This window comes from Luteimonas sp. RC10, from assembly GCF_014192745.1.
Taxonomy (GTDB): Bacteria; Pseudomonadota; Gammaproteobacteria; order Xanthomonadales; family Xanthomonadaceae; genus Luteimonas.
Genome location: NZ_JACHYJ010000001.1, coordinates 187,578 through 214,263 on the forward strand (window position 1 = coordinate 187,578; position 26,686 = coordinate 214,263).

At 67.0% G+C, this 26,686-nt stretch carries 19 protein-coding genes; 12 read left to right on the forward strand and 7 right to left on the reverse strand.

The annotated features are described in order from the left end of the window. Positions 1–116 precede the first annotated feature (116 nt). A complete protein-coding gene (locus tag FHW73_RS00770; RefSeq protein ID WP_183424809.1) occupies positions 117–2,780 on the forward strand; it encodes a TonB-dependent receptor in 2,664 nt (887 codons plus the stop codon). Positions 2,781–2,837: 57 nt separating this feature from the next. Here the strand turns inward: FHW73_RS00770 and FHW73_RS00775 are convergent, their stop codons facing one another. Beyond that, positions 2,838–3,746 carry an NAD(P)/FAD-dependent oxidoreductase gene (locus FHW73_RS00775; protein WP_221187379.1) on the reverse strand — a complete coding sequence of 303 codons (909 nt, stop codon included), beginning with the start codon at positions 3,744–3,746 and terminating at the stop codon, positions 2,838–2,840. Between the two features lie 221 nt (positions 3,747–3,967). On the opposite strand from FHW73_RS00775, the gene FHW73_RS00780 reads away from it, so the two are divergent. Continuing rightward, on the forward strand, positions 3,968–6,928 hold the full coding sequence (locus tag FHW73_RS00780) for a TonB-dependent receptor (RefSeq protein ID WP_183424810.1): 2,961 nt from the start codon (positions 3,968–3,970) through the stop codon (positions 6,926–6,928). A gap of 119 nt (positions 6,929–7,047) precedes the next feature. Then, positions 7,048–8,055, forward strand: coding sequence for a cupin-like domain-containing protein (locus tag FHW73_RS00785; RefSeq protein ID WP_255492533.1), 1,008 nt, complete (start codon positions 7,048–7,050; stop codon positions 8,053–8,055). 164 nt (positions 8,056–8,219) lie between these two features. Here FHW73_RS00785 and FHW73_RS00790 read toward each other — a convergent pair whose 3' ends face one another. Continuing rightward, a complete protein-coding gene (locus tag FHW73_RS00790; protein WP_183424812.1) occupies positions 8,220–9,650 on the reverse strand; it encodes a sugar porter family MFS transporter in 1,431 nt (476 codons plus the stop codon). Positions 9,651–9,826: 176 nt separating this feature from the next. Then, on the reverse strand, positions 9,827–10,834 hold the full coding sequence (locus tag FHW73_RS00795; protein WP_183424813.1) for a LacI family DNA-binding transcriptional regulator: 1,008 nt from the start codon (positions 10,832–10,834) through the stop codon (positions 9,827–9,829). Between the two features lie 195 nt (positions 10,835–11,029). On the opposite strand from FHW73_RS00795, the gene FHW73_RS00800 reads away from it, so the two are divergent. The 3 genes from FHW73_RS00800 to FHW73_RS00810 all read left to right on the forward strand — a co-directional run bounded on the left by FHW73_RS00800 (position 11,030) and on the right by FHW73_RS00810 (position 15,057). Next, positions 11,030–13,639 (forward strand): exo 1,3/1,4-beta-D-glucan glucohydrolase, encoded by a 2,610-nt coding sequence (locus FHW73_RS00800; protein WP_183424814.1) that lies wholly within the window; start codon positions 11,030–11,032, stop codon positions 13,637–13,639. A 295-nt stretch (positions 13,640–13,934) separates the two neighbouring features. Then, a complete protein-coding gene (locus tag FHW73_RS00805) occupies positions 13,935–14,630 on the forward strand; it encodes a glutathione binding-like protein (protein WP_183424815.1) in 696 nt (231 codons plus the stop codon). A 76-nt stretch (positions 14,631–14,706) separates the two neighbouring features. After that, positions 14,707–15,057, forward strand: a complete 351-nt coding sequence (locus FHW73_RS00810) for a hypothetical protein (protein WP_183424816.1) — start codon at positions 14,707–14,709, stop codon at positions 15,055–15,057. Between the two features lie 73 nt (positions 15,058–15,130). Here FHW73_RS00810 and FHW73_RS00815 read toward each other — a convergent pair whose 3' ends face one another. The 3 genes from FHW73_RS00815 to FHW73_RS00825 form a co-directional block, all read right to left on the reverse strand. Then, on the reverse strand, positions 15,131–15,487 hold the full coding sequence (locus tag FHW73_RS00815; RefSeq protein ID WP_183424817.1) for a hypothetical protein: 357 nt from the start codon (positions 15,485–15,487) through the stop codon (positions 15,131–15,133). Between the two features lie 783 nt (positions 15,488–16,270). Continuing rightward, positions 16,271–16,570, reverse strand: a complete 300-nt coding sequence (locus FHW73_RS00820) for an RHS repeat-associated core domain-containing protein (protein WP_255492534.1) — start codon at positions 16,568–16,570, stop codon at positions 16,271–16,273. Between the two features lie 88 nt (positions 16,571–16,658). After that, positions 16,659–17,051 carry a hypothetical protein gene (locus FHW73_RS00825; RefSeq protein WP_183424819.1) on the reverse strand — a complete coding sequence of 131 codons (393 nt, stop codon included), beginning with the start codon at positions 17,049–17,051 and terminating at the stop codon, positions 16,659–16,661. 1,224 nt (positions 17,052–18,275) lie between these two features. Here FHW73_RS00825 and FHW73_RS00830 point away from each other — a divergent pair. The 3 genes from FHW73_RS00830 (at position 18,276) to FHW73_RS00840 (ending at position 22,949) form a co-directional block, all read left to right on the forward strand. Next, the gene (locus FHW73_RS00830; protein WP_183424820.1) at positions 18,276–20,552 is read left to right on the forward strand and encodes a S9 family peptidase; all 2,277 of its coding nucleotides are present in this window, start codon (positions 18,276–18,278) and stop codon (positions 20,550–20,552) included. Positions 20,553–20,623: 71 nt separating this feature from the next. Continuing rightward, entirely contained in the window at positions 20,624–21,076 is a 453-nt protein-coding gene (locus tag FHW73_RS00835) for a cytochrome c oxidase assembly factor Coa1 family protein (RefSeq protein WP_183424821.1), read from the forward strand. A gap of 67 nt (positions 21,077–21,143) precedes the next feature. Beyond that, entirely contained in the window at positions 21,144–22,949 is a 1,806-nt protein-coding gene (locus FHW73_RS00840) for a DUF885 domain-containing protein (RefSeq protein WP_183424822.1), read from the forward strand. A gap of 58 nt (positions 22,950–23,007) precedes the next feature. Here the strand turns inward: FHW73_RS00840 and FHW73_RS00845 are convergent, their stop codons facing one another. Continuing rightward, positions 23,008–23,703: an ElyC/SanA/YdcF family protein gene (locus FHW73_RS00845; protein ID WP_183424823.1), complete on the reverse strand. Its 696-nt coding sequence runs from the start codon at positions 23,701–23,703 to the stop codon at positions 23,008–23,010. Between the two features lie 126 nt (positions 23,704–23,829). Between FHW73_RS00845 and FHW73_RS00850 the strand changes: the two genes are divergently transcribed. Genes FHW73_RS00850 through FHW73_RS00860 form a run of 3 tightly spaced genes read left to right on the forward strand, consistent with a single transcriptional unit; the run spans position 23,830 to position 26,629 of the window. Then, positions 23,830–25,029, forward strand: a complete 1,200-nt coding sequence (locus tag FHW73_RS00850) for a beta-ketoacyl-[acyl-carrier-protein] synthase family protein (RefSeq protein WP_183424824.1) — start codon at positions 23,830–23,832, stop codon at positions 25,027–25,029. After that, a complete protein-coding gene (locus tag FHW73_RS00855) occupies positions 25,026–25,802 on the forward strand; it encodes a beta-ketoacyl synthase chain length factor (RefSeq protein WP_183424825.1) in 777 nt (258 codons plus the stop codon). The genes FHW73_RS00850 and FHW73_RS00855 overlap by 4 nt, the downstream gene beginning before the upstream one ends. Continuing rightward, positions 25,799–26,629 carry a glycosyltransferase family 2 protein gene (locus FHW73_RS00860; protein WP_183424826.1) on the forward strand — a complete coding sequence of 277 codons (831 nt, stop codon included), beginning with the start codon at positions 25,799–25,801 and terminating at the stop codon, positions 26,627–26,629. The genes FHW73_RS00855 and FHW73_RS00860 overlap by 4 nt, the downstream gene beginning before the upstream one ends. The last annotated feature ends 57 nt before the right edge of the window (positions 26,630–26,686 follow it).

Below are 26,686 nucleotides of genomic sequence, written 5' to 3' on the forward strand. Positions count from 1 at the left end.
CGCCGCCTCACGCCTTGTCACCACCGATTTGACAGCGCTGTCAAAGCCAAGCTAAATGCGCCCCTCGAGCGCATCCCGATACGTGATGCGCCGGCACGCCCTTGGGAGGGGACCCTATGTACACACCGCATCCGCGGCGCGCCCTGTGCTGCGCCATCGCCACCGTGCTGGCCTTCGGCGCCCTGCCGGCTACCGCCCAGACCACCGCACCGTCGACCACCACCGACCGGGATGAGGCGAAGACGCTCGACTCGGTGATCGTCACCGTCGAGCGCCGCGAGCAGGACCTGCAGAAGTACGCCGGTACCGCGCAGGCGATTTCCGGCGACGACGCCCGCGCCCTGGGCATCAACAACGAGCTGCGCAACATCCAGGCGGTCGTGCCGGGCCTGAGCATGGCCAACCAGGAAGGCAACCTGGAAATCTTCATCCGCGGCGTGGGCTCGGCCAACAACACCGAGCTCGGCGATCCGGGCGCGGCGCCGCATATCAACGGCGCCTACATCGCGCGTCCGCGCGGCCTGGGCGGCATGTTCTATGACGTGGAGCGCGTCGAGATCAACAAGGGCCCGCAGGGCACGCTGCGCGGACGCAACGCGCTCGCCGGCTCGCTCAACATCGTCACCAAGCGCCCGGACCTCGAGGCGTTCGGTGGCTACGTGCAGCTCGAGGCCGGCAACCGCGACCACCAGGCGGGCGAGTTCGCACTCAATCTGCCACTCGGCGGCTGGGCGGCGCTGCGCTTTGCCGGTTACAAGGTCGAGAAGGACAGTTCGTTCCGCAATGCGGGCGACCCGCGCCTCGACCCGGCCGGCATCCAGAACGAGAAGGGCGGCCGCGTGTCGTTCCTCTACCAGCCCGACGACAAGCTCAGCGTCTTCGCGATGGCCGACATGGGCAAGGAAGGCGGCACCGGCTATCCGGGTGCCAACATCTGGACCGCGGCCTGCGGCAGCGCCGACCCCGACACCTGCCCCAACAGCCCCGGCCTCTCGCCCGACGATCTCGACCTGCGCAACGTGGTCTATCGCGGCCCGCAGGGCACGCTCGACAGCACCAACTGGGGCGCGATGGCCAACGTGAGCTACGACTTCGGGCCGATCGTCGCCGAGTACAACACCAGCTATCGCGACGTCGACTACCGCCAGACCAACGCTGCCAGCGAAGGCATCATGTGGCCGGGCCGCGACGTCAGTCCGCGCGGACCGGACAATCCCGGCGGCTTCGACTACGACAACTTCTCGACCCAGTACTGGGAGACGCTGTCGCAATCGACGACCCACGAACTGCGTCTGTCCTCGTCGGGTGACGGCCGCTTCCAGTGGACCGGCGGCGCGTTCCACTTCAACGAGGACCAGCAGGTCGGCTACCTGTCGCTGTCGGACAAGGGCACCTGGTTCTCCGGCACCGAGTTCACGATGCCGCGCGTCAACGGGCGCTCCACCGCGCTGTTCGCCGACGGCACCTTCGAAGTCAACGACCGCACCCGCCTGAAGGCCGGCGTGCGCCGCACCCGCGAGGCCAAGTCGCGTTACGGCATCGGCGGCAACTGGGCGCTGGGCCTGCCGGGCGTCGGCGGCGACTTCGCCACCCGCCTGGGCACCGAGGGCTTCGCCCCCGCCTTCATGAAGCGCCCGAACTTCGACGTGACCGGCCTGACGTCCCAGGCAGACATGGCGCGCTTCCTGCTGCAGGGCATCCTGCAGCATGGCCAGCGCGACACCATCGCCGAGCAGATCGGGGGCGTGGCGAACGGCGGCGACTTCGGTTGCGTCGACCGTCCCGATATCGGCGGCGACACCATCGACTGCCCCTATCAGTCCTGGGTGCAGGTCAACTCGATTCCGTCGCAGCAGTTCGGCGAAAGCCGCTTCCAGTTCACTGACTGGCGCACCGGCGTTGAGTTCGACCTGACCGACGACCAAATGCTCTATGCCACGGTCTCCACCGGCCACAAGTCCGGCGGTTTCAACGACACCTTCGACGTCAATGTGATCCCGGAGACCTTCAGCCCCGAGTCGATCAAGGCCTACGAGATCGGCAGCAAGATGAGCCACCGCTGGTTCGGGCGCCCGGGCAACTTCAACATCAGCGCGTTCTACTACGACTACACCGACCAGGTGTTCCAGGACCTGACGGTGATCTCGCTCAACAACGATGGCGAGCCGGCCGGCTACTCGCTGGTCAACCGCAACATCGGCCGCTCGGCGATCTACGGCATCGAAGCCGAGAGCGTGACGCGTTTCGGCGCAGGCTTCATGCTGCACATCAACGCGCTGGCGCTCGACAGCGAGATCAAGGAAGGCACCGTCGGCGACGCCCGCAGCCAGAACTACGGCGCCGGCGGCGTGACGTCGCTGATCGATCTGACCGGCAACGAGCTGCCGCTGGCCTCGCGCTTCACCGGCAACATCCGCCTGCAGCAGATGACGGAGCTGTCGTTCGGCTCGCTCGACTGGCAGCTGCTGGCGTCCTATCGCTCGGCCTACTACCTGACCCAGTACAACAACCGCGACGTGGTGTACGTGGACCAGGGCGGCAACTTCGTGCGGCAGGAGAGCGCAACCGAGGCCGGATTCCCTGATCGCCAGCGCGGCGAAGTCACGCTCAATGCCGGCATCGGTCTCACCTCGCTCGACGGGCGCTGGCGTTACGAGCTCTACGGCAGCAACCTGCTCGACAACGACGTGTCGCAGAAGGCGATCGTGGGATCGCGGCTCAACATCCGCTTCCTCAACGATGCGCGTGCCTACGGCCTGCGCGTGCGCTACCAGTTCTGACCCCCGGCCGGCGGCCTCGCCGGCCACATCGGAAGGACGTGTTCCTGCGCCCGGGTTCTACCCGGGCGCAGCCGCGCGCGGCACGAAGGGCAGCGCGTTGTGCGCATGCGTGGCCGCGATCGCCGCGTGGCCGACCGCGACCGAGATCTGGTTGAGACCGCTGACCACATCGCCGACCGCATAGAGCCCCGGCACCCGGGTCTGCTGATGCGCATCGACCTCCAGCGCGCCACTGTCGTCGCTGTCCAGGCGCAGTCCGGTCGGCAACGACGGTCCGCCCTCGTAGCCCAGGTACGGGTAGACGGTGTCGAAGCGGTGCACGCCGCCGTCGGGCGTGCGGTAGTGGCAGTGCACGCCATCGAATTCGAGCGTCCCGCCCGGCGGCAACAGGGTCGCACCGAGCGCCTGTGCCTGGGCGATGGCCTCGTGCGCCAGGTCCGCATCGGTGGGCAGCAGCGCGATGCGTGCCGAATAGCTGCGCAGGAACGCGGCATGGCCGCCGATCACAGCGCCCGGGCCGTAGACCGCGATCGCCTGGTCGCTGGCCTCGTAGGCATCGCAGATCGCGCACAGACGCAGCGCGCCGCAGGCGATCGCCGCTTCCGCCCAAGGCACCTCGGGCAATCGGTCGGCCAGACCGGTCGCCAGGATCACCTTGCGCGCACGCCAGCGCCTCCCAGCCGCGGTAACGACGAAGCCTTCGCCCTCGCGGACGATCGTATCCACGTGGCCGGTGGTGATCTCGACTTCGAACGCCTCGGCCTGCTCGCGCATGCGACGCAATAGCCCGGTACCGGACACGCCTTGCGGAAACCCGGGGCAATTGTGGCTCTCGGGAATGTAGCGCGCCCGGCTGCGCCCGCCATCGATGACGACCACGCTGCGCAGAAAGCGGCGCAGATAGGTCGCCGCGGTCAGCCCCGCTGGTCCACCCCCGACCACCGCGACATCGATGTCCTGAATCATCTGCACACTCCGGATGGGCGGTCGAGACTGGCGATGGCGGCGTGCATCGCCGGTGAGCACCACTGCCGCTGCGGACGGCGCCCGTGCAGGTCGCGCAGCCCAGTTGACAACGCTGTCAGTCTCGCTTCCTAATGCAGCCGTGGCTCACGGCGTGTTCCGCGCGCGGTGCGCTGCCCACAATTCGATCGACTTTCGTGAGATCCCTTGGGAGGGGAAGATCCATGAAGCCATTCCGTGCCGCGCCGAAGCAGCGGCTGCTGACGTCCGCCCTGTTGCTCGCCCTCGCCTCGCCGACGCTTGCCCAGGTCGCCGACCCGCCGTCTGACGCCACCGAACTCGACGCCGTCGTCGTCACCGGTATCCGCGGCAGCCTGACCTCGTCGATGAACCTCAAGCGCGACTCGCAGGGCATCGTCGACGGCATCGTCGCCGAGGACATCGGCAAGTTCCCCGACACCAACCTGGCCGAGTCGCTGCAGCGCATCTCGGGAGTGTCGATCGACCGTTCGATGGGGGAAGGGTCCAAGGTCACCGTTCGCGGCGTCGGCCCTGACTTCAACCTGGTGCTGCTCAACGGTCGGCAGATGCCTGCCTCCAGCATCGAGGCAACGAATGCCTCCAACTCGCGCGCGTTCGATTTCGCCAATCTCGCGTCTGAATCGATCTCCGGCATCGAGGTGTTCAAGACCAGTCGCGCGGCTACACCCACGGGCGGCATCGGCGCGACGATCAACATCAAGACAGGTCGTCCGCTAGACATGGGCGAACTGATCAGTGTCGGCATGAAGGCAGTGCACGACACGTCGGCCGAGAATCTTCCCAAGAGCATGCGTGGCGATTCGACCACGGGTGAAATGTCGGGCATCTTTAGCAACGTCTTCGCCGACGGAAAGCTCGGCGTTTCTGTCAGCGCGAGCTACCAGGAGCGCGACTCGGGCTATAACGAGGCAGCCGTGGGCGGTGGCTGGTACGCATTCCCGGGTGACGAAGGCCCGCTGGCGCTGCCCGGCCCTGCCGCCAACGCGACCAATCCCCCTGGCGCCGGTGATATTTACTCCGTGCCGCAGAACCTGGTGTATGCACTCAACGGTATCCAGCGCCAGCGCACCAACGCGCAGGGTACGTTGCAGTACGCACCCACCGACCGCATCACCGCCACGCTCGACTATACGTACTCGGAGAACCGCATCCAGCAACAGCGCCACGAGTTGTCCACCTGGTTCAATCAGGCGGCCTCGCGGACATCATGGACCGACGGCCCGATCGCTGCCCCCACCTCATACACCGAGTTCATCGACTTCCAGACAGTCAACGGCGTGCTCGAGGGCAGCGACTTGGCGATGGCCGGCGCGCAGTTCGCGACCAAAAACGAGAACAAGTCCCTCGGCTTCAATGTCGCCTGGGAAGTGACGGACAGCCTTGACCTGGAGTTCGACTACCACTCCTCCAGTGCAGAATCGGGCGCCGACGGCCCATGGGGTTCGAACAATGTGATCGGCGCGGCCGCCTTCGTACGCGGCAACACGACAGTCGACTTCAGCGGTGATTTCCCCGTACTCGGCGTGCAGCTTCCGCCGGGCATGACCCGCGTGGGCGCTGATCGGATGATGGTTACCGGGTCGTCCTTCCGCAACAGCTATATGAAGTCGGAGGTGGAGCAGGGGCAGGTTCGCGGCAAGTTCCAGTTTGGCGACTACTCCAGCCTTCAATTTGGCGCGGCGTTCACCGAAGTCAACAACCGCACGGCCTACAGCTTCACACAGCGCGACGACTGGGGTGGCTTTGGCAATCGGGCCGGCGACTACGCCGACGATCTTTGGATCGCCGACGACATGAGTCGCTATTTCGACCAGTTTCCCGGCAGCGGCGGGATGTTCGGCCAGTTCTATCTGTTCGACTTCGGTCAGGTCCGCGACGCCGCCATCGCCGCGCGTGGTGGCGATGTCTCCGCGTATCTGCCGCCCGACGAGTTCAGCACCGATCGACGCGCGACCGAGAAGTCCAAGAGCGCGTATGTGCAGTGGAACAACACCTGGGACCTGGCGATGCCGCTTCACGCATCGGTCGGTGTCCGCTACGAGGAAACGGACGTCACCTCGCGAGCCCTGGTGCCGATTGCTACGGGCATGACCTGGACCGGGGAGAACGAGTTCGCGGTGCAGTTCGGTGATCCCGACTTCACCGAACTGCGTGGCAGCTACGACTATTGGCTGCCCAGCGTCGACCTGAGCCTCGAGGTCACCGACGAGCTGGTCGTGCGCGCCAGCTATGGCCACAGCATCGGCCGGCCGCAGTGGAACCATATCCAGGGCGGTCAGACGCTCGACTCGTTCGCCGCCTTCGAGGGCGGTACCGGCTCGCAGGGCGATCCGGGCCTGCGCCCGCTCGAGTCGAAGAACTTCGACCTGTCGGTCGAGTGGTACTACGGTGAATCGAGCTACGTTTCGGTGGGCTGGTTCCGTAAGGACATCGACAACTACATCGGCACGTCGGTGGTCGAGATCTCGCCGTTCGACATCCGCACACCCGTCGGCGGCGCCTACTACAACCAGGCCGTCGCCGCCGGCTGCACGCCCGGCGCGACCGCGTTCCGCCGCTGCGTGCGCGAGTACATCTTCGACAACTTCGCCGGTGCGCCCGGCGTGGACGAAGCCAACAACACGATCGAAGGGCAGCCGGGCGATCCGCTGGCCGTGTTCCGCGTCAGCGTTCCGGTCAACAAGGAATCCTCCTCGCTCGATGGCTGGGAGATCAGTGCGCAACACGTCTTCGGCGAGAGCGGGTTCGGCCTGGCCGCCAACTACACCATCGTCGACTCCGACCTGACCTACGACAACTACAATCTGGGCGACCAGTTCGCGCTGGTGGGGCTGAGCGATTCGGCCAACCTCGTTGCGTTCTACGACAAGGGGCCATGGCAGGTCCGCGCGGCCTACAACTGGCGTGACAAGTTCCTGTCCAGCACCTACGACAGCTGGCGCCCGAACCCGGTGTATGTCGAGGACTACGGCCAGCTGGATCTCAACATCAGCTACCAGGTCAGCGACAACTTCACGATCCACGCCGAGGCGATCAATCTGACCGACGAGACGATGCGTTCGCATGGTCGCCACGAGCGTCAGGTGTTCTACGCGACCCAGACCGGACCGCGCTACATGTTCGGGTTCCGCTACAAGTTCTGATCCGACCTCTCCCGCCTCCGGCCACCTGGCCGGAGGCGGGCTACGCGGAACGCACATCGACCTGCAGCGTCTGGACTATGCTGCGATCGGACCGTTGCTGACGACGATCGATGCCTGAGATGTCCGCCATCGCTGGGTGCATTCCCGATGCGGCCCCGGACCTGCCGCTCGCGCAGGCGGTGCGCGAAGATGCGCCGCTGGTCCTGCGTGGCCGGTTCGCCGACTGGCCGCTGGTCCGGGCCTCGCGTCATTCCAGCCGCGAAGCCGCCGCCTACCTGCGCCGGTTCGCCAACGACGGCATGCCCGCCAACGCGATGACGGCGCCGGCCTCCGAGCGCGGCCGCATCGGCTACGGCCCGGACCTGCAGGGATTCAATTTCCGACGCGAGCAGGTGCCGCTGACCGTGGCGCTCAACACCCTCGTCAAATATCTCGACGCCGCCGACCCGCCGATGATCTACCTCGGCGCGACCACGCTCGACACGTTCCTGCCCGGCCTGCGCGCCGAACATCCGCTCGCGCTCGGCGTCGACGATCCGTTGGCGAGCATCTGGATCGGCAACCGCACGCGCGTGCCCGCCCACCAGGACCTGCCCGAGAACCTCGCCTGCGTCTGTGCCGGCCGGCGGCGCGTGACGCTGCTGCCGCCCGACCAACTGGCCAATCTCTACGTCGGTCCGCTCGACGTGACCCCCGCAGGGCAGCCGGTCAGCCTGGTGGATTTCGCCGCGCCCGACCTCGCGCGCTTCCCGCGCTTCGCCGAGGCGATGCGCCACGCCCGCACGGCGATCCTGGAACCGGGCGACGCGGTGTTCATCCCGAGCATGTGGTGGCACCACATGGAGGCCCTCGACGGCTTCAACGTCCTGATCAACTACTGGTGGCGTCGCACGCCGGACTGGATGGAGACGCCGATGAACGCGCTGATGCATGCGTTGCTGTCGATCCGCGACCTGCCGGCCGACCAGCGCGCGACCTGGCAGGAGATCTTCAGACACTACGTGTTCGAGTCCGGACCGGAAACGGCCGATCACATCCCCGAAGAGGCCCGCGGTGTCCTAGCGCCGCTCAACGATGTCCGAGCGGCAACGATCCGGGCGCGGCTGCACGAGCGCCTATCGCGTTGAGCCGTACCGGCGCGTACATGTGCAGGCCGACGAGCGGGACCTACGTCAACGCGGATGCCGATCGCCTCGAAACTCCGGAGCGGCACGCCCCAATCGGCTTCCCCCAGGCATGACGAAGGCGAGATCCGCGGACCGCGCCTTCGCCAAACCCACCGACCACGCCCTCAGCCCTCCATCTGCTCCAGCGCGCGGCCCTTGGTCTCGCGGACATACTTGAGCACGAAGCCCACCGAGATGAACGCGGCGACCATGTAGATCGCATAGGTCGAGGCCAGGCCGATACCGGCCAGCAGGACCGGGAAGCTCATCGTGATCGCGAAGTTCGACGTCCATTGCGCGGCGCCGGCGACCGCCAGGCCCGACCCGCGGATCTGGTTGGGGAACATCTCGCCGAGCATGACCCACATCACCGGGCCCCAGGACATGTTGAAGAACACCACGTAGGCATTGGCCGCGATCAGCGCCACCGTGCCCATGCCGTCCGGCAACTGCAGGTGCCCGTCCACCAGGGCGCCACTGGCGAAGACCCAGGTCAGCACGGCCAGCGACACCGCCATGCCGAGCGAGCCGATCCACAGCAACGGCTTGCGGCCGATGCGATCGATCAACACCACGGTGATCAGGCAGGCGCCGATGCTCAGCGCGCCCGACAGCACGTTGATCAGCAGCGCATCGCTTTCCGAAAAGCCGACGGCCTGCCACAGCACCGCGCCGTAATAGAACACCACGTTGATGCCCACCAGCTGCTGGAACGTCGCCAGGCCGATGCCGACCCAGACGATCGGCCGGATGCGGCCGCTGACCCGGTCGACCAGGTCCGACAGCCGCGGACGGTGCTGGTCGCCGGCCAGCGAACGTTCGATCTCGCTCAGCGTGGTCTGCGCCTGCGCCGGGCCGTACAGCCGCGACAGCACCGCGAGCGCTTCGCCGTGGCGGCGCTTGACCATCAGATAGCGCGGACTCTCGGGAATCAGCATCAACAGCGCCAGGAACAGCAGCGACGGGAACGCCATCATCCAGAACATCCAGCGCCAGGCCGGCGCGCCCAGCCACAGTGCGTCGGTCGATGCGCCGGCGCTGCGGGCGAGCAGGTAGTTGCTCAGGAACGCCGCGAACAGGCCGGAAATGATCGCGATCTGCTGCACCGTCGCCAGCCGGCCGCGGTAGCGCGCCGGCGCCACTTCGGCGATGTAGGCCGGCGACATCACGCTGGCCGCGCCGACCGCGAAGCCGCCGAGCACGCGTGCGGCGATGAACATCAACGAGCTGGTGGCCGCACCCGACCCGATCGCGGACAACAGGAACAGCACCGCGGAAATGATCAGTACGCTGCGCCGCCCCCAGCGGTCGGCGAGCCGGCCCGCGAAGAACGCGCCGATCGCGCAGCCGAGCAGCATCGAGGCGACCTCGAAGCCCAGCGCGGCCTTGCTCGAGCCGAACGCCTGCTGCAGGCCATCGACAGTGCCGTTGATGACGCCGCTGTCGAAACCGAACAGAAAGCCGCCGATCGTGGCCACACAACTGATCAGGACGATGAAGCGGGTGTTCTCGGCAGCGCGCGCGGAGGCGTCGCCGGCAATGCTTGGGCTGCTCATATCCATATCCCCGGAGTGACGTGTGCGACGCGGCGGATGCGCCGGCGCCGGTCAGGCTCGAACGTCGAAGATACCGGCTTGCGGGGCGATTGTGCGTGCGCCGGCGCATGCGCTGTCGCCGCGACGCGGCCGCGAACCGGCGGGAGCGACCCGGGTGGGGGCCATCGGCGCGTCGCTCAGCGCGGCGCCGGCCCGGTGGAGCGCCGCAGCTGCAGGGTGTACGGCACTTCGACCATGCCGGCCTCGTCGCGATCGCGCAGCGCCTTGAGCAGTTCCAGCCCGGCCAGCTGGCCCATCTCGCGCGTGGGCTGGCGCACCGTGGTCAGCGCGGGATGAATGTGGCGCGAGATCGGGGTGTCATCGAAGCCGCAGACCGAGACATCGCGCGGGACCTGCAGCCCCAGCTCGTAGACCGCGCAGATCACCCCGGCGGCCATGTCGTCGTTGGCCGCGAAGATCGCGGTCGGCGGCTCGGGCAGCGCCATCAGTCGTGTCGCGGCGCGGAATCCCGACTCGTGCGAGAACTCGCCGTCCACGACCAGCGCCGGATCGAAGGCCAGGCCGGCCTCGCGCAATCCGGCGCGATAGCCGGCCAGGCGCCAACCGGTCGCGCCGTGCGCGGGGTGCCCCTTGATGTGCGCGATGCGGCGATGCCCGAGCGAGACCAGGTGCGCGATCATCTCGCGTACGGCGCTGCCCTCGTCGACGGTCACGCCAACCCGGCGGTGCGCTTCCATCGGCGAGATGCTCGCGTACGGCACGTCGAGCTCGTCGAGCCGCGCCAGCAACGCCGCGTCATCGGTGATCGGCGGCGTCAGCACCACGCCGTCCAGGCGCGACTGCTCGACCATCGCCTCGACCGTGTCGACGATGTCGCGCGCGTCGTAGACCAGCGGCGCGAGCATCAGGTTGTAGTGATGCGCCTTGCAGGCATCGAGCAGGCCGAGCTCGACCTCCATCAGGTAGTTGCTCGACGGGTTGTCGTAGAGCATCGCAACCAGGTACGAGCGGCGCCCGGCCAGCGTGCGCGCCGACGGGTGAGGGGTGTAGCGCAGCTTGCCGACCGCGGCTTCGACCCGCGCGCGCGTGGCCGCGGCGACGTTGGGCTCGCGGTTGAGCACCCGCGAGACGGTCTTCATGGACACGCCGGCCTCTGCGGCGACGTCCTCGATGCGGACACGCATGTAATGGAATCCAGAGTCGGTGCGATTTCGCGACAGATTCTGCCAGACCGGCACCGATTCCATGATGGCGGTGCCGGGCCAGTCGCGGTTTTGCCGCTCTGCAGCAAACATCGCAGACAGGTTGCGGTATTCTGCGGCGCTCATGACAACGCTGTCAGCCGAACTGACGACCACGTAGCGGAGGGGAACCCGACGATGTCCATCCAGCCCACACCGGCGGCGCGCCGGCGCGCCACTCGACCCGCCGGCAAGCACCTGCTCGCCCTCGCCGCCGCGCTCGCACTGGCCGGCTGCGGCAACGATCCCAAGGCGACCGACGCCGCAACGGGCGCCAATACGCAGGCGGCCACCACCGCCGATGCCAACGCCGTCGATCCGTCGCAGTGGCCCGAAGTCACCTGGCCGTTCGACGACACCGAACTCGATGCCAAGGTCGACGCGCTGCTGGCCACGATGACCGTCGAGGAGAAGGTCGGCCAGATCATCCAGGGCGACATCGCCGACATCACGCCCGAGGACCTGCGCAAGTACCGGCTCGGCTCGATCCTGGCGGGCGGCAACTCCGACCCCGGCGGCCGCTACGACGCCGCACCCGCCGAATGGCTGGCGCTGGCCGACGCGTTCTGGGAAGCCTCGATGGACACGACCGGCGGCGGCAAGGCGATTCCGGTGATCTTCGGCATCGACGCGGTGCACGGCCAGAGCAACATCGTCGGCGCCACGCTGTTCCCGCACAACATCGGCCTGGGCGCGACGCGCAATCCCGATCTGATGCGCGAGATCGGCCGCGTCACCGCGATCGAAACCCGCACCACCGGCATGGAGTGGGCGTTCGCGCCGACCGTCGCCGTGCCGCAGGACGATCGCTGGGGCCGCACCTACGAGGGCTACTCGGAATCGCCGGACGTTGTCGCCGCATTCGCGCCGGCCGTCGTCAAGGGCATGCAGGGCGAGCCCGGACAGGCGGACTTCCTCGACGACCACCACGTGATGGTCTCGGTCAAGCACTACCTCGGCGACGGCGGCACCGTCGGCGGCAAGGACCAGGGCGATACCCAGGTCACCAACGCACAGCTGCGCGACATCCACGGCGCCGGCTATCCGCCGGCGATCGCCGCCGGCGCGCAGGCAGTCATGGCCTCGTTCAACAGCTTCCACGGCCAGCGCCTGCACGGCCACCACGCGCTGCTCACCGACGTGCTCAAGGGGCGGATGAACTTCGGCGGTCTGGTCGTCGGCGACTGGAATGGCCACGGCCAGCTGCCGGGCTGCACGACCACCGATTGCGCCGCCACGTTCAACGCCGGGCTCGACCTGGCGATGGCGCCCGACAGCTGGCGCGGCCTGTACGAGAGCACGCTCGCGCACGCGAAGTCCGGTGAGCTGCCGATGGCCCGCCTCGACGACGCGGTGCGTCGCGTGCTCAAGGTCAAGTTCCGCATGGGGCTGTTCGACAAGCCGCGCCCGTCGGAACGTGCGCTCGGCGGCAAGTTCGAACTGCTCGGCGCCCCCGAACATCGCGAAGTCGCGCGTCGCGCGGTGCGCGAGTCGCTGGTGCTGCTCAAGAACGAAGGCCGCGTGCTGCCGCTCTCGCCCAAGCAACGCGTGCTGGTGGCCGGCGACGGCGCCGACGACGTGGGCAAGCAGTCTGGCGGCTGGACCCTCAACTGGCAGGGCACCGGCACCAAGCGCGCCGACTATCCCAACGCCGACAGCATCTGGGACGGCATCCGCGCCCAGGTCGAGGCCGCGGGCGGCAGCGCACAGCTCGCGGTCGACGGCGCGTACCGGCAGAAGCCCGACGTGGCGATCGTGGTGTTCGGCGAGGATCCGTATGCGGAGTTCCTGGGCGACCTGCCGAACCTGCTATACAAGCCCGGCAACGACGCCGACCTCGAGCTGATCAAGCGCCTGCGCGCCGATGGCATCCCGGTCGTCTCGGTGTTCCTGAGCGGCCGCCCGCTGTGGATGAACCGCGAGATCAACGCCTCCAACGCCTTCGTTGCGGCGTGGCTGCCGGGTTCGGAGGGCGCGGGCATCGCCGACGTGCTGCTGCGCGGCGCCGATGGTCAGCCGCAGCACGACTTCAAGGGCAAGCTCGGCTTCTCGTGGCCGCGTCGCGCCGACCAGTACGTCAACAACGTCGGCATGGACGGCTACGACCCGCTGTTCCCCTTCGGCTTCGGCCTGACCTACGCCGATGCCGGCGATCTTGCGCCGCTGCCCGAGGATGCCGGCGTCAGCGCCGAAGACGGCAAGGACGCGGGCTACTTCGCCCGTGGCGTGCCCGGCCCTGGCCTGCGCCTGGTGGTGACCGGCAACGACGGCCGCGGCGCCGACGTGCTGCACCCGCGCGTCGCCACGCCAGACGGCACGCTGACGCTGGCCGCGGTCGATTACCAGACCCAGGAAGGCGCACGTCTGCTGACCTGGACCGGCAATGCCACCGCCGAACTGCTGTCGCATTCGCCGTTCGACCTCAGCCGCGAGACCAATGGCGATTCGCTGCTGCTCGCCACCGTGCGCGTGGACGCCGTACCCGCCGCCGGTGACGTCACGCTGTTCGCCCGTTGTGGCGAGGGCTGCCAGGCCGAACTGCCGATCGGCCCGTGGCTGGGCACCCTGCCGCGCGGCGAATGGGTGACCGTCGGCGTGCCGCTCAAGTGCCTCACGGCCGCCGGTCTCGACGCCACCCGCGTCAGCACACCCTTCGCCTTGCGCGCACCGGCCGGCCTGACCCTGGGCGTGGCCGATGTCCGCATCGGCACCGACGCCACGCACCGTCTGGACTGCAAAACCCAGTAAGCGCGCAGTCGCTTGCCCCTTCCACCGCTCGCGGGCATTGCGCCCTTCACGGGTGGAAGGCTGGACAGTAGATTGCCCCTTCCCCCGCTCGCGGGGGAAGGTTGGGATGGGGGCAAGCGACAACCCGTGAAAGCGAACTCTCCCCACGCAACACTCCCCGCTCCGGCGGGGGAGGGCTGCTTGCTCGCCTCCGCGCTCCCAAGCCACACCACCGCAACGCAGCGTGCGCCGCGTCGCCACGCCGCGTGACGGCGACATGCCTAGACTCGACGCACCTGTCTTTCGGAGCGTCGCCATGATCGACCTGCACTACTGGCCCACCCCCAACGGCCACAAGGTCACGCTGTTCCTCGAGGAAGCCGGCCTCGACTATCGCGTCCAGCCGGTCAACATCGGCAAGGGCGACCAGTTCAAGCCCGAGTTCCTCGCCTTCTCGCCGAACAACAAGATGCCGGCGATCGTCGATCATGCCCCCGCCGATGGCGGCGCGCCGCAGACGGTGTTCGAATCCGGTGCGATCCTGCTGTACCTGGCCGAAAAGACCGGCCGCTTCCTGCCCGCCGATCCGCGCACGCGCATCGAAGCGATCGAATGGTTGTTTTGGCAGATGGCAGGCCTGGGGCCGATGACCGGCCAGTACGGCCACTTCAGTGTCTACGCGCCCGAGAAGATTCCCTATGCGATCGAGCGCTACACCAACGAGGCCAACCGGCTGCTGCAGGTGCTCGACACCCGCTTGAAAGGCCGCGACTTCATCGCCGGCGATGCGTACTCGATCGCCGACATGGCCGCGTACCCGTGGATCGGCGTCTACGACAAGGCCCCGATCGATATGACGCCCTATCCCGAGATCCGCCGCTGGCACGCCGCGATCCAGGCCCGCCCGGCTACGCAACGCGCTTACGCCAAGGCGCGAGAGGTCAATCCGAACGCCGGCAAGCCGCTGAGCGAAGAAGAGAAGGCGCAGCTGTTCGGGCAGGGGCGCCGCTGACGCAATGCATCCGGGTGCGCAGCTCGGACACCCTGCGTAGGATCGGAGCTCCAATCCGGACCCAAGGACGCGCCCGATGCGAGCGATCCCCCTAGGCGCCGCGGCCTGCCTCCTGGCCGCGTGCGCATCGACGCCGATCCACGCCCCCATCGCCGATGCCGCGCGCTGCGACGCGCTCGCCGGCGACGGCTGGCGGCGGATCCCGGCGCCCCAAGTCGCGAGCGAACTGCTCGCGCTCGCCTATATCACCACGCCTCCGGAACAGGCGCGCTGGTATGTCGCCGACGACGGCCGGCACGCCGCGTGCCTGCCACCCGAGGCCGGCGCCCCCTGCGGCCACGTCCTGCACACCTTCCAGCCGCAGATCCATCGCATGTGGAGCTGGTCGGGCAGTGCCGCGCGGAGCGAGGTCTGTCCGGCAGGCTGATGCGGCGCATGGCCCAGTGCGGCGCGATCAAGCGATCATTATCGGCCAGCGAGCCTGAGCCCCATTCAGTCTGTTAGTCGTAGTTCTCTTTCATCAAATTCAGGGATGCCGCCACACCCGACAACATCCCGACTCCCAAGAACAAGAGAAGGCAACCACTCCATTCGGGCCCATCTTCTCGCCCGAGAAAAAAAATGAGCGAACCGACATAGACGAGGGCCAACCCCGTCATGAAGTGGCGCTGCTGATTCCCGGCAGATACGAAGATCGATTTGGCCAGGGATGGCTTCACCCAACGCACCCCGACGACGCAGTCACGCCACGCTGATGCGAGAACAGAGAACAATCCAAACCCCAAAATAATGGCCGCAAACAACAAATCAGGCGGATGATCGGCAACACCAAGTCCGCGATAGGTGATCGGAGCCATGACTCCTCCGAATATCACAATTGTCAATATATTTATTATTGCCAGCTTCATAGAAAGGTGCCGCGAAAAATCAATCATACGCCAAAAACAAAATCTCTACCCATAGCCCCCCACACCTACTTCCGACTGCGGCGCACCTTGCTCAAGACCTTGAAAAACTCAATCACTACCATCGCAATCCCAGAAAACACCAAGATAGCATAAACAAAGAAAAGCAAGACCTTTACTTCTCTAGATAAAATATCCTCAGCATTATAAACAAAAATAAACAATACCCCAGTCGCGATCAAAATCGGGGACATTCTAGACAATAATCCGCGCCCAGCGCCTAATTTACTCATAGCCAGAACGGAGAAGTTGCGTACGTCGTGGTGATAGATGCGCCCCCAGACAACTGAAGCCCCGCCCCCGCACCGAGCCTAAGCCGACCAAAACCAACCCCAGTAGAGTCGCCCCCGCTGACGCTATTCGACCACGGCAACGGACCTTCGACAGATGCTCCAACACTTTCCCCAGCTCCGAAATTAAAAGAAGCTCTTGCCTGCGAGCTCTCACTTTTACCTGAAGGAGTCGGGCACTCGGAATACGAGACGCCCGCCTCGACGCCCACACCAACAAAAGGCCCCACCCCACCCTCCGACCCCAGGTATGCCTGAAGAATAACTGCCCGCTTGACGTAAGGCCAACAAAAGCCCCTACCCACACGAAAAGCGAGAGAGTTAGGATCGGAGACCCTCGCAAATCCCCCCCCAATCCAGACGGATCAACAAACGAAACCGGATGTCATCCGCCGCAACCATCTGTGTTAAACCCACCTGCCAGTCCAATTGAATCGCTCTGCAGATAGCCACCTGTACGCCCGTCGTAGTCACGGAACCCGTTGTACCAGAAGCCTGTCTCCGCATCGTAGTACTGGCCAGGAAAGCCAAGGTTGTAATCATCCAGCGAGTTGCCTAGAACAGCGCAGTCGTAAGCGTGGTTCGCAGCGATCCAGCCCGGTGTCTTAGCGCCGCCATGACATGCCGCGATCCAGGCCCGCCCGGCGGCACTGCGTGCCAGACCGATGCAGTGCTTAGTCGACATAGCGTGACCACGCCGATCACGATGACTCGGCAATGCAAGCATTGTTGGCTTAATCTCCTATCGGCCTACCTGCTTCAGCGGCGTCCGATCAATTGGAAGACCGACGGGAATCTTCCAAGGCTTGCGCGAGCTCGAGCACCGTCAAGGATGACGCCAAATGAGCATCCAGTCGGTTATCAGCCAACCATTCATTTAGACGCTCCGTTCCAGCGCCCAAGAGCCAAGAGTCGGCCTTGATAAATCCAGATAGTGGATCTTCTGGCCGAATAAGCTCTGGGTTTATGGAATAGGACTCACCAACCCCTCGCATAACTGCGCGCAACGCCGCGATGTCTACCTTGCTGGATACAGAAAGATAGAGATCGTCTACGTCCACCGGCTTACGATCCGCCACCAAATGCAGCCTGCTTACCCAACCAAAAAAGGCAACAGCTGCCGCACCACAAAAAATCAGGACTAGAAATATAGGGCCACCGCCCATCGAGCGCCTCCAGAATCGCAACCAAGGCCAACTGGGGAGCGGCATCTCCACCAGGCCCCCCCACCGTCTCAGAAGCCGACCCAGATTATTGACAAAGCCAATCTCGACCGAATAATATCGCTCTCTTTGGTTTTACCGACCGAGCGCCAGCTTATGTACAAGCGGCGGCCAAAAGCGCTCCCAACGCAACGGCACTACTCATCGCCGATTGCAATCACACACCGCGTGGAATCATCTTCAGAAACTCTTCAGCGCCTACACCAGGAGATACAAGGAAGTCACAGTCGCTACCACTCGCCATGCCCCCTCTTTCCTTAGTCAAGAGCGACTGCGTTGCGAGCGTGAATCATCATGGCCGGCGGCCACACCAGAACAAAAAACAGAGCACCAAACGCTAGCGCCAAACCCCATCGCCCAGCAACCAACATAATCACCATGGGAGCAAGTGCTAGAGCAGCAATCAAGTTAATATAGGAAACCATAAAAACATACTTCGATAAACTTAACTCCGATTTTATTTTCGCACCACATCTTTCGCAATTCTTCCTAATGACACGCCCTAATGCCCCAACAGCAGTGAAATTTTGCTCTGGCGACCCACAAGATGGGCAAGAGAACTTCCACAAAGTTTTCACGGGCACATCTCCTCACCAACAACTGCAGCTATAGCTATGGCGCCAGGATTCTGATGAGCCGCCTTAAATGCCGACCCATAACCCGCCATAGCAGTCGTAGCTGCACCAACATAAGACGTAAAGAAGGCACCTACCGCAACACCCGAGCCAAAACGGCTCGCCACTTGTACCGGGTAATTAGAAACGACCGCAGCTAGCGCCGCCGCTGTCTGACCAGGATGCGACAGCATCTGACCAACACCGACTCCCAATTGAGCATTCCTATCAACAGCTTCCTGCGTCATTGCACCGTCAACAAACCGGATCGTGCGGTCGCGGCTGTTCCGTTCCGCGCGACACCAATAACATAGTTCGACATGCCATCCTCGGCTTGGCGGGAAATCCCATTCGATGTCTTTCTACCCCTGATTGTCCGCGCGCAAATACGCGCTTGTGCCTAATCGGAGTCGCACTTAAGTGCGATACCAATACACATGTGAAGATATCACTTCACATCAGTGAATGGGAACTGAAAAACCCACGTGCGATGCGCCACCTGCCTGCACAACACCGCTCGTTACACTCCCCTCCCCGCTCCACTGGATCCGCCATGCGCTCCGTCCTTGCTGCTGCCGCTCTGATGCTCGCCACCACCGCCACCGACGCGCTCGCCACAACACCGCCTGCAGACGGCCGCCTCACGCTCGAGGCGATCACCGGCGATGCGCCGTTGTCGGGACCGACGTTGCTCAAGCCGCAGGTCGCGCCGGACGGGTCGCGGGTGACGTTCCTGCGCGGCAAGGACGAGAACCGCAATCAGCTCGACCTGTGGGAGTACGACATCGCCAGCGGGCAGACCCGCATGCTGGTCGACTCGAAGGTCGTGCTGCCCGGCGAGGAGACGCTCAGCGACGAGGAGAAGGCCCGACGTGAGCGCCAACGTATCGCCGGGCAGTCGGGCATTGTCGATTACCAGTGGGCGCCGGATGCGCGCACGCTGCTGTTTCCGCTCGGCGGCGAACTGTATCTCTACGATCTGGCCAAGACCGGGCGCGACGCGGTCCGCAAGCTGACCCAAGGCGGCGGGTTCGCCACCGACCCGAAGGTCTCGCCGCGTGGCGGCTTCGTGAGCTTCGTCCGGGCGCGCGATCTGTGGGTCGTGGATCTGGCGAGCGGCGCCGAGCGCCGACTGACCACCGACGGCAGCGCGACCATCGGCAATGGCGTGGCCGAGTTCGTTGCCGACGAGGAAATGGACCGGCACACCGGCTACTGGTGGGCGCCCGACGACAGCGCGATCGCGTATGCGCGCATCGACGAGTCGCCGGTGCCGGTGCAGAAGCGCTATGAGGTCTATCCCGATCGCACCGATGTCGTCGAGCAGCGCTATCCGGCGGCCGGCGACGACAATGTGCGCATCTCGCTCCACGTGATCGCGCCGCAGGGCGGCACTGCGACCGCCGTCGACCTCGGACGCGATCCGGACATCTATCTTGCCCGCGTGCAGTGGCGCGACCCGCAACGCCTGACGTTCCAGCGCCAGTCTCGTGACCAGCAGACGTTGGAGTTGATCGAGGCCACGCTCGCCACCGGCCGCCAGCGCACGCTGCTCGTCGAGCGCAGTCGCACCTGGGTGCCGCTGCACGACGACCTGCGGTTCCTCGCCGATGGCCGCTTTGTGTGGTCGTCGGAGCGCGACGGCTTCCAACACCTGTACCTGATGAGTGAGGACGGACGCCGGGCGACGCAGCTCACGCGCGGCGACTGGCCGGTCGATGCGCTGCTGGCCGTCGACGAGGCCGCCGGGCGTGTGTACTTCCGCGCGGGCATGGCACTGGAGGACGGCAAGGCCGTCGCCCGGCCGACCGAGTCGCGGCTCTACAGCGTTGGCCTCGACGGCCGGCAGGCCTACACGGCGCTGTCGACCGAGCCGGGCATGCATAGCGCCAGCTTCGCGCGCAATGCCTCGGTCTACGTCGACAGTTGGTCGAACACCACGACGCCACCGCAGATCGCGCTGCACCGCGCCGACGGCACGAAGGTCGCGACGCTGGTCGACAACGACCTCGCCGCGGCCGACCACCCCTATGCGCCCTATCGGGCCGCGCACCTGCCCACCGAGTTCGGCACGCTGACCGCGGCCGACGGGCGTACGCCGCTGCATTATTCGCTGATCCGGCCCGCGGACTTCGACGCAAACAAGCGTTACCCGGTCGTGGTGTACGTCTACGGCGGTCCGGCCTCTCAGACCGTGCTCGACACCTGGCCCGGACGCGCAGACGCGAGCTTCCATCAGTACCTGGCGCAGCGCGGCTACGTGGTGTTCTCGCTCGACAATCGCGGCACGCCGCGGCGCGGCCGCGACTTTGTCGGCGCGCTCTACCGGCGCCAGGGCACGGTCGAGGTCGAGGACCAGGTCCGCGGCGTGGATTGGCTGAAGGCGCAGCCGTGGGTCGACGGCGACCGCATCGCGGTGAACGGCTGGTCGAACGGCGGTTACATGACGTTGATGCTGCTGTCCAAGGCACCCGAGGCCTACGCCTGCGGCGTCGCCGGCGCACCGGTCGCGGACTGGGCGCTCTACGACACGCACTACACCGAGCGCTACATGGGGCTGCCCAAGACCAACGGCGACGGCTATCGCGAAGCCAGCGTGTTCACGCACGCCGACAACATCCGGCCCAATGCGTTGCTGCTGATCCATGGCATGGCCGACGACAATGTGCTGTTCACCAATGCCACGCAGCTGATGAGCCAGCTGCAGTCGGCCGGCACGCCGTTCGAGCTGATGACCTACCCCGGCGCCAAGCACGGCCTGCGCGGTCGCGACGCATTGCATCGCTATCGCACCACCGAGGCCTTCCTGCAGCGCTGCCTCGCGCCCTGACCGCACCGCGAGCCATCCACATGTCCGCCATGCCTCCGCCGTTGCCCCCCAGTCCCACCCCGCCACACACCATGCCGACGCCCTCGCGCGGCTGGTGGCAGCGGCACTGGAAGTGGGCCTTGCCCGTGGCCATCGTGACCGCGATCGCGCTGGCCGCGCTCGCAATCGCGGTCCTGTTGTTCGGAGTGCGCAGCACGCTGGTCGGTTCGGATGTCTACCAGGATGCGGTCGCGCGCGCCCGTGCGGACCGGGAGGTCATCGCGTTGATCGGCGAACCGATGACCGAGGGCTTCCTGCCGGCAGGCAGTATCAACACCTCGACCCTCGGCGGCGGTACCGGCGAGGCCGGGCTCATCGTGACCCTGACCGGGCCCAAGGGTCAGGGCACGCTGTATGTCGAGGCCAAGCGCAAACGCGGTCAATGGCGCTACGGCTCGCTGTTCTTCATCAAGGCGACGGACGACGGCATGGTGACCCTGGTGGACCAGGCAACCGGCGTCGGCGAGCCCGCGATCGCGCCCTGACTTCCGGGCATTGCCGACGCGGGGCGCGGCGTCTACGGTGACCCGATCGTCGCCGCCGGATTTGTCCATGAAGCCGCTCGTCCTCGCCATCGCCCTGACCCTCGCCACGCCGTTCGCGGCCGGTGCCCATGCCGACACTGCCGCCGCGACAGCGTCCGCGGCGCAACTGGCCGGGCCGGCCTGGGTCGCCCGCAGCAATGACCTCGCGCAGATCCTGATCGACGCCCAGGCCCCGTTCCAGCCCGAATCGGTCGGCTTCTTCGGCGTGCCCGGCTACGACGACCAGGTCGCCGACCTCGGTCCCGATCATGCCCGCCGCTACCGCGAGGCGATCACCGGTGCACGCGCGAGGCTGCAGACCCAGCTCGAGCTCGAGCGCGACGCCAACGTGCGCCAGGATCTGCAGATCCTGCTCAAGAGCATCGACGACAGCATCGAGGGCAGCCTGCTCGAGGAGCGGTTCCTGCTGCCGTGGACCGATGCGCCACAACTGGTGTTCAACGGCATCAATGCCCTGCTGTCGACACAGACGCCACCCGAGCGGCGCAGCCATGCACTCGCGCGCCTGCAACGCTACGCGGGCCTCGCGCCCGGCAGCGTGCCGATCACGCGGCTGGCGCGCGAGCGCTACGAGGAGCGTCTGTCGGACACGACGCTGCTGCCGCCCACGCGCCGCGAGGTCGAGCGCGCGCTCGAAAGCGCCGACACCTATGCCGCCGGCATCCGCGACCTGTTCGCTGAGTACAAGGTCGAGGGCGCGGACGCGGCACTGGACGCGATCGCCAAGGAGATCGCCGACTACGCGCAGTGGACACGCACCGTCGTGCTGCCCAAGGCCCGCGAGGACACCCGCCTACCGCCCGAGCTCTATGCCTTCGGGCTCAAGCAGTACGGCACCGATATCGACCCGCAGTTGCTGATGCAGCGCGCGCAACTGGCCTTCATGGAGATCCGCGCGCAGATGCAACAGCTCGCGCCGCTGGTCGCCAAGGACAACGGCATCACCGCCACCGACTATCGCGAGGTGATCGCCGCGCTCAAGCGCGATGCGATTCCCGACGACCGTCTGGAGGCGAGCTATCGGGACGTGATCGATGCGATCGATCCGATCATCGCGCGCGAGCGCATTGTCGACGTGCCGCAGCGGGCGATGCAGATGCGCCTGGGCTCGCCCGCGGAATCGGCCGCGCAACCCGCCCCGCATTTCCGCCCGGCGCCGCTGGTCGGCAATACCGGCCAGCAGGGCACGTTCGTGCTGCCGTTGGGCAATCCGGGCGGAGACGGCGAGCACGCGGCCTATGATGATTTCAATTTCGATGCGGTGCGCTGGACGTTGTCCGCGCACGAAGGCCGCCCGGGGCACGAGTTGCAGTTCACCGCGATGGTCGAGCGCGGAGTGTCGCTGGCGCGCTCGATGTTCGCGTTCAATTCGGTCAACGTCGAGGGCTGGGCGCTGTACGCCGAGGCAGAACTGGTGCCCTACGAGCCGCTCGACGGCCAGCTGATCGCGCTGCAGTTCCGCCTATTGCGCGCCGCCCGCGCGATGCTCGATCCGATGCTCAACCTGGGCCTGATCGACCGCGAGCGCGCCGGCCGCGTGCTGACCGACGAGGTGATGCTGTCGCCGGCGATGGCGCGTCAGGAACTCGACCGCTACACCGTCAATGCACCCGGCCAGGCGACCAGCTACTTCTACGGCTACACCCGCATCCTCGAACTGCGCATGCGCACCGAGCTGGCACTGGGCGAGCGCTTCGATCGCCTGGCCTTCAACAACTTCCTGCTCGACCAGGGCCTGCTGCCGCCCGACCAGTTGGCGGAGGCCGTGGAGACCCGGTTCGTGCCCGCGCAACGGGGGCGGACAGCGCGCTAGCGTCGGCCGCTCGCGGGCGCAAAGCGCGTCCGCGAGCGTGGTCTGGTGGATCGCCGCTCTAGCCCAGCCGCGCGAGCATCCGGCGGTGACCGATCAGCCGGGCCCAGCGCATCCCCACGTCGGTCCAGCACAGATACGCGGCCTCGCCTGCGATCCGCCACCAGGTCGTCGGGCGCCAGGACAGCGCGGGCTCGGCGGCGCACAGTTCCCAGTCCAGGCCCAGGTGGCCAGCAAGCAATGCGCAGCGCGCCAAGTGGTAGCGGCTGCTGAGCAGGGTGACCTGACCCACGGGCGCCCCGGTCGATTGCGCCAACAGCGCACGCGCGTTGCGCAGATTCTGCAGGGTGTCGCGCGAGCGGTCCTCCAGCAGCAGCGGCGCATCGGCGGCGATCCCGCGCGCCAGCAGCGCCTCACGGGCGAGTGCCGCCTCGGTCGGGGCACCCTGGGGCCCGCCGCCAAGCAGCAGCAGGCTGCGCGGCGCGCGCGCATCCCACAGTGTCGCGGCCCGGGCCAGGCGCGCCTGGAAATCCGCGTCGAGCCGGCCACCGGGCGCGTGCTTGCCGAACAGCAACACGCAGTCCCCGCGCGCCGGCGCGCAGGGGGCATTGCGCGCGACCCGCCACACGTGCACCACGTAGCCCACGTAGACCAGGCCGAGGCTGAGCACGCAGGCACTGCCCGCCACCACCAGCGCATGCAGCGCATCGCGATCGACGAGCAGGCGCAACTGATGCAGCAGGCGAGGACGGGACATGGGAAGGGATTTGCGCGGCGGCGGTACTGGGGTGCGCCCTGAATTCTAGCCTCACGCCCGGTGGCTATACTCGGCCGCTTCCCGAGCCGGACCCCCCGCGTGCCCCCATCGCAATCGTTGCCGCCGATGCCGCCCGTCGCCATCCGCGCCTACACCGCCACCACCGCACTGGGCCGCGGCGCAGCGGCGCAGCGCGAGGCCCTGCGCGAACGCAGGGGCGGTCTGCGCCGCAATGATTTCGGTGCGACGCCGCTGCCCACCTGGATCGGCCGCGTCGACGGGCTGGAGGACGCTGCGCTGCCAGCCGCCCTGGCGCGCTGGGAATGCCGCAACAACCGGCTGGCCTGGCTGGCACTGCAGCAGGACGGCCTGCCCGACGCGCTCGAGGCCTTGGTGGCACGCCACGGCGCCGACCGGGTCGCGCTGGTGGTCGGCACCTCGACCGCCAGCATCGGCGCCAGCGAGGAGGCCTACGCGCGCGCGGTGACCGGCGACGACGGCACCCGCCGGTTCCCGGACGACTTGGCCCGGCCGATCGTGCATACCCCGCATTCGCTGGGCGATTTCCTGCAACACGCCACCGGGCTGCGCGGCCCCTGCATCACGGTCGCGACCGCGTGTTCGTCGAGCGCGAAGGTCTTCGCGCAGGCGGCGCGGATGATCGAGGCGGGTGTGGTCGACGCGGCGCTGGTGGGCGGTGTGGACACGCTGTGCGGCAGCGTGCTGTTCGGCTTCAACGCACTCGGGCTGGTCTCGCGGGAGCGTTGCCGGCCCTTCGATGCCGCGCGCGACGGGCTGTCGCTCGGCGAGGCCGGCGGTTTCGCATTGCTCGAGCGCCCGGCGCGCGGCGACGACGGCCTGCAACTGCGCGGCTACGGCGAATCGAGCGATGCACACCATATGTCCACGCCGCACCCCGAAGGCCTGGGCGCGATCCTGGCGATGCAGGGCGCGCTCGCTCGTGGCGGTATCGATGCCGGCCAGGTCGGCTATCTCAACCTGCATGGCACCTCGACCCCGGCCAACGACGCGGTCGAAGCGCGCGCGGTCGACACCCTGTTCCCCGCCACCCTGCACGCCAGTTCCACCAAGGGTTGGACCGGCCACACACTTGGCGCGGCCGGCATCGTCGAATCGGTGTTCGCACTGACCGCGCTCGAGCACGGCCTGCTGCCGGGCATCCTCGAATCGCAGGTGCGCGACCCGGCATGCGGGCCGCAGATCCGGTTCGACAATGCCCAGCGCACGATCGACTACGCCATGAACAATTCGTTCGGCTTCGGCGGCAACAACTGCGCGCTGTTGTTCGGCAAGGCGGCCGCATGAGCGCGCTGACTGCCAGCATCGCCGGGATCGGCTTCTGGAACGACGGCCTGCCCGATTGGTCCGCCGCGCAGGCCTTCGCCGCCACCGGCGCGCTGCCCGACGCCGCACCCACCCGGCCATCGCCGCAGTTGCTCGCACCCAACGAGCGACGACGTGCGCCCGGTTCGGTCGCGGTCGCACTGGAGGTGGCGCTTGCCGCCTGCCAGGCGGCCGGCCGCGACCCGGCGTCGCTGCCGTCAGTCTTCGCCTCCACCCACGGCGAACTGGCGATCACCGACTACATGTGCGAAACGCTCGCACAGGACCCGACCGCGATCTCGCCGACCAAGTTCCACAACTCGGTGCACAACGCGGCGGCCGGCTACTGGACGATCGGCGCAGGATGTACCGAGGCCGCAACCGCGATCAGCGCCTACGACGCCACGTTTGCGCAGGGCCTGGTGGAAGCCATGTTGCAGCTCGCGGCTGGCAGCGAGGCGGTGCTGTTGGTGGCCTACGACGGCACGGCCAGTGGCCTGCTGTCGACGATGTCGCCCAGCGAAGGCCTGCTCGGCGGCGCGCTGGTGCTCACGCGCGAGGGCGATGGCCCGCGGCTGTCGGCGTCGCTGCGCGATGGCGATGCCAGCGCCGCACCGGGGCCGCTGTCGGCGCGCGCACCGCGCAATGCGATGGCGCAGATGCTGCCCCTGTTCGATGCCCTGGCCACCGGAAGCGACGGCGCGGTCCTGCGTGCGGGCCCGCACCGCGAGCTGGCGCTGGAGATTCTGCGATGACCGCGCTCCCTCTGCACCGCGGCAATGTCGCGGTGGTCGTGCCCGCGCTCAACGAGGCACTGCGGATCGCCGAGGTCGTCAGTGGCGCGCTGACGCATTGCGATCATGTGATCGTCGTTGACGACGGCTCCGACGACGCCACGCCGGACATCGTCGCTGCGCTGCCGGTGACGCTGCTGCGCCACGCGTCCCGGATGGGCAAGGGCGCGGCCTTGCGCGCAGGTTTTGCGGAAGCCCGGCGCCGCGGCTTCGCCGCGGTGGTGACGATGGACGGCGACGGCCAGCATCGCGCCAGCGACATCCCGCGCCTGATCGAGGCCGCCAATCACCACCCCAACTGCATCGTCAACGGTGCGAGGCTGCGCAAGCGCAGTACCCAACCGTGGTATCGGCGCCTGGGCAACGACTTCGGTGATTGGGGGATCGCCTGGGGCTGCGGCTATCGACTGGTCGACAGCCAGAGCGGCCAGCGGCTGTATCCGGCCAACGTGCTGGCCCTGCAGGATGTGCCTGGCGAAGGCTTCGTGTTCGAAGCCCAGATCCTGATTTCGGCCGCACGCCAGCTCGGCTGCGGCGTGGTGTCGGTGCCGGTCGAGACGCGCTATCACAGCGTCGATTCCGACGAACAGTTCCGCAAGAGCCATTTCCGGCTGTTCCACGACCTCTACCAGATCACCTCGCACGTCGTCGGCCAGGTGCTGGCGCATGGCCATCTGATCGATGTCTACCGACGCAAGCGCCGGCACCCGCCGGTGATCTTCGATTCCGGCGCACTCGCCCCCGACCCCGAGCCTGCGGCCGCGCCCGGCTCGCCGCAGGCCGGCTGAGCCATCGCGCGCCGCCTGCGTTACGCTGCTCCCGCTTCCGGTTCCGATGCCTTCCCC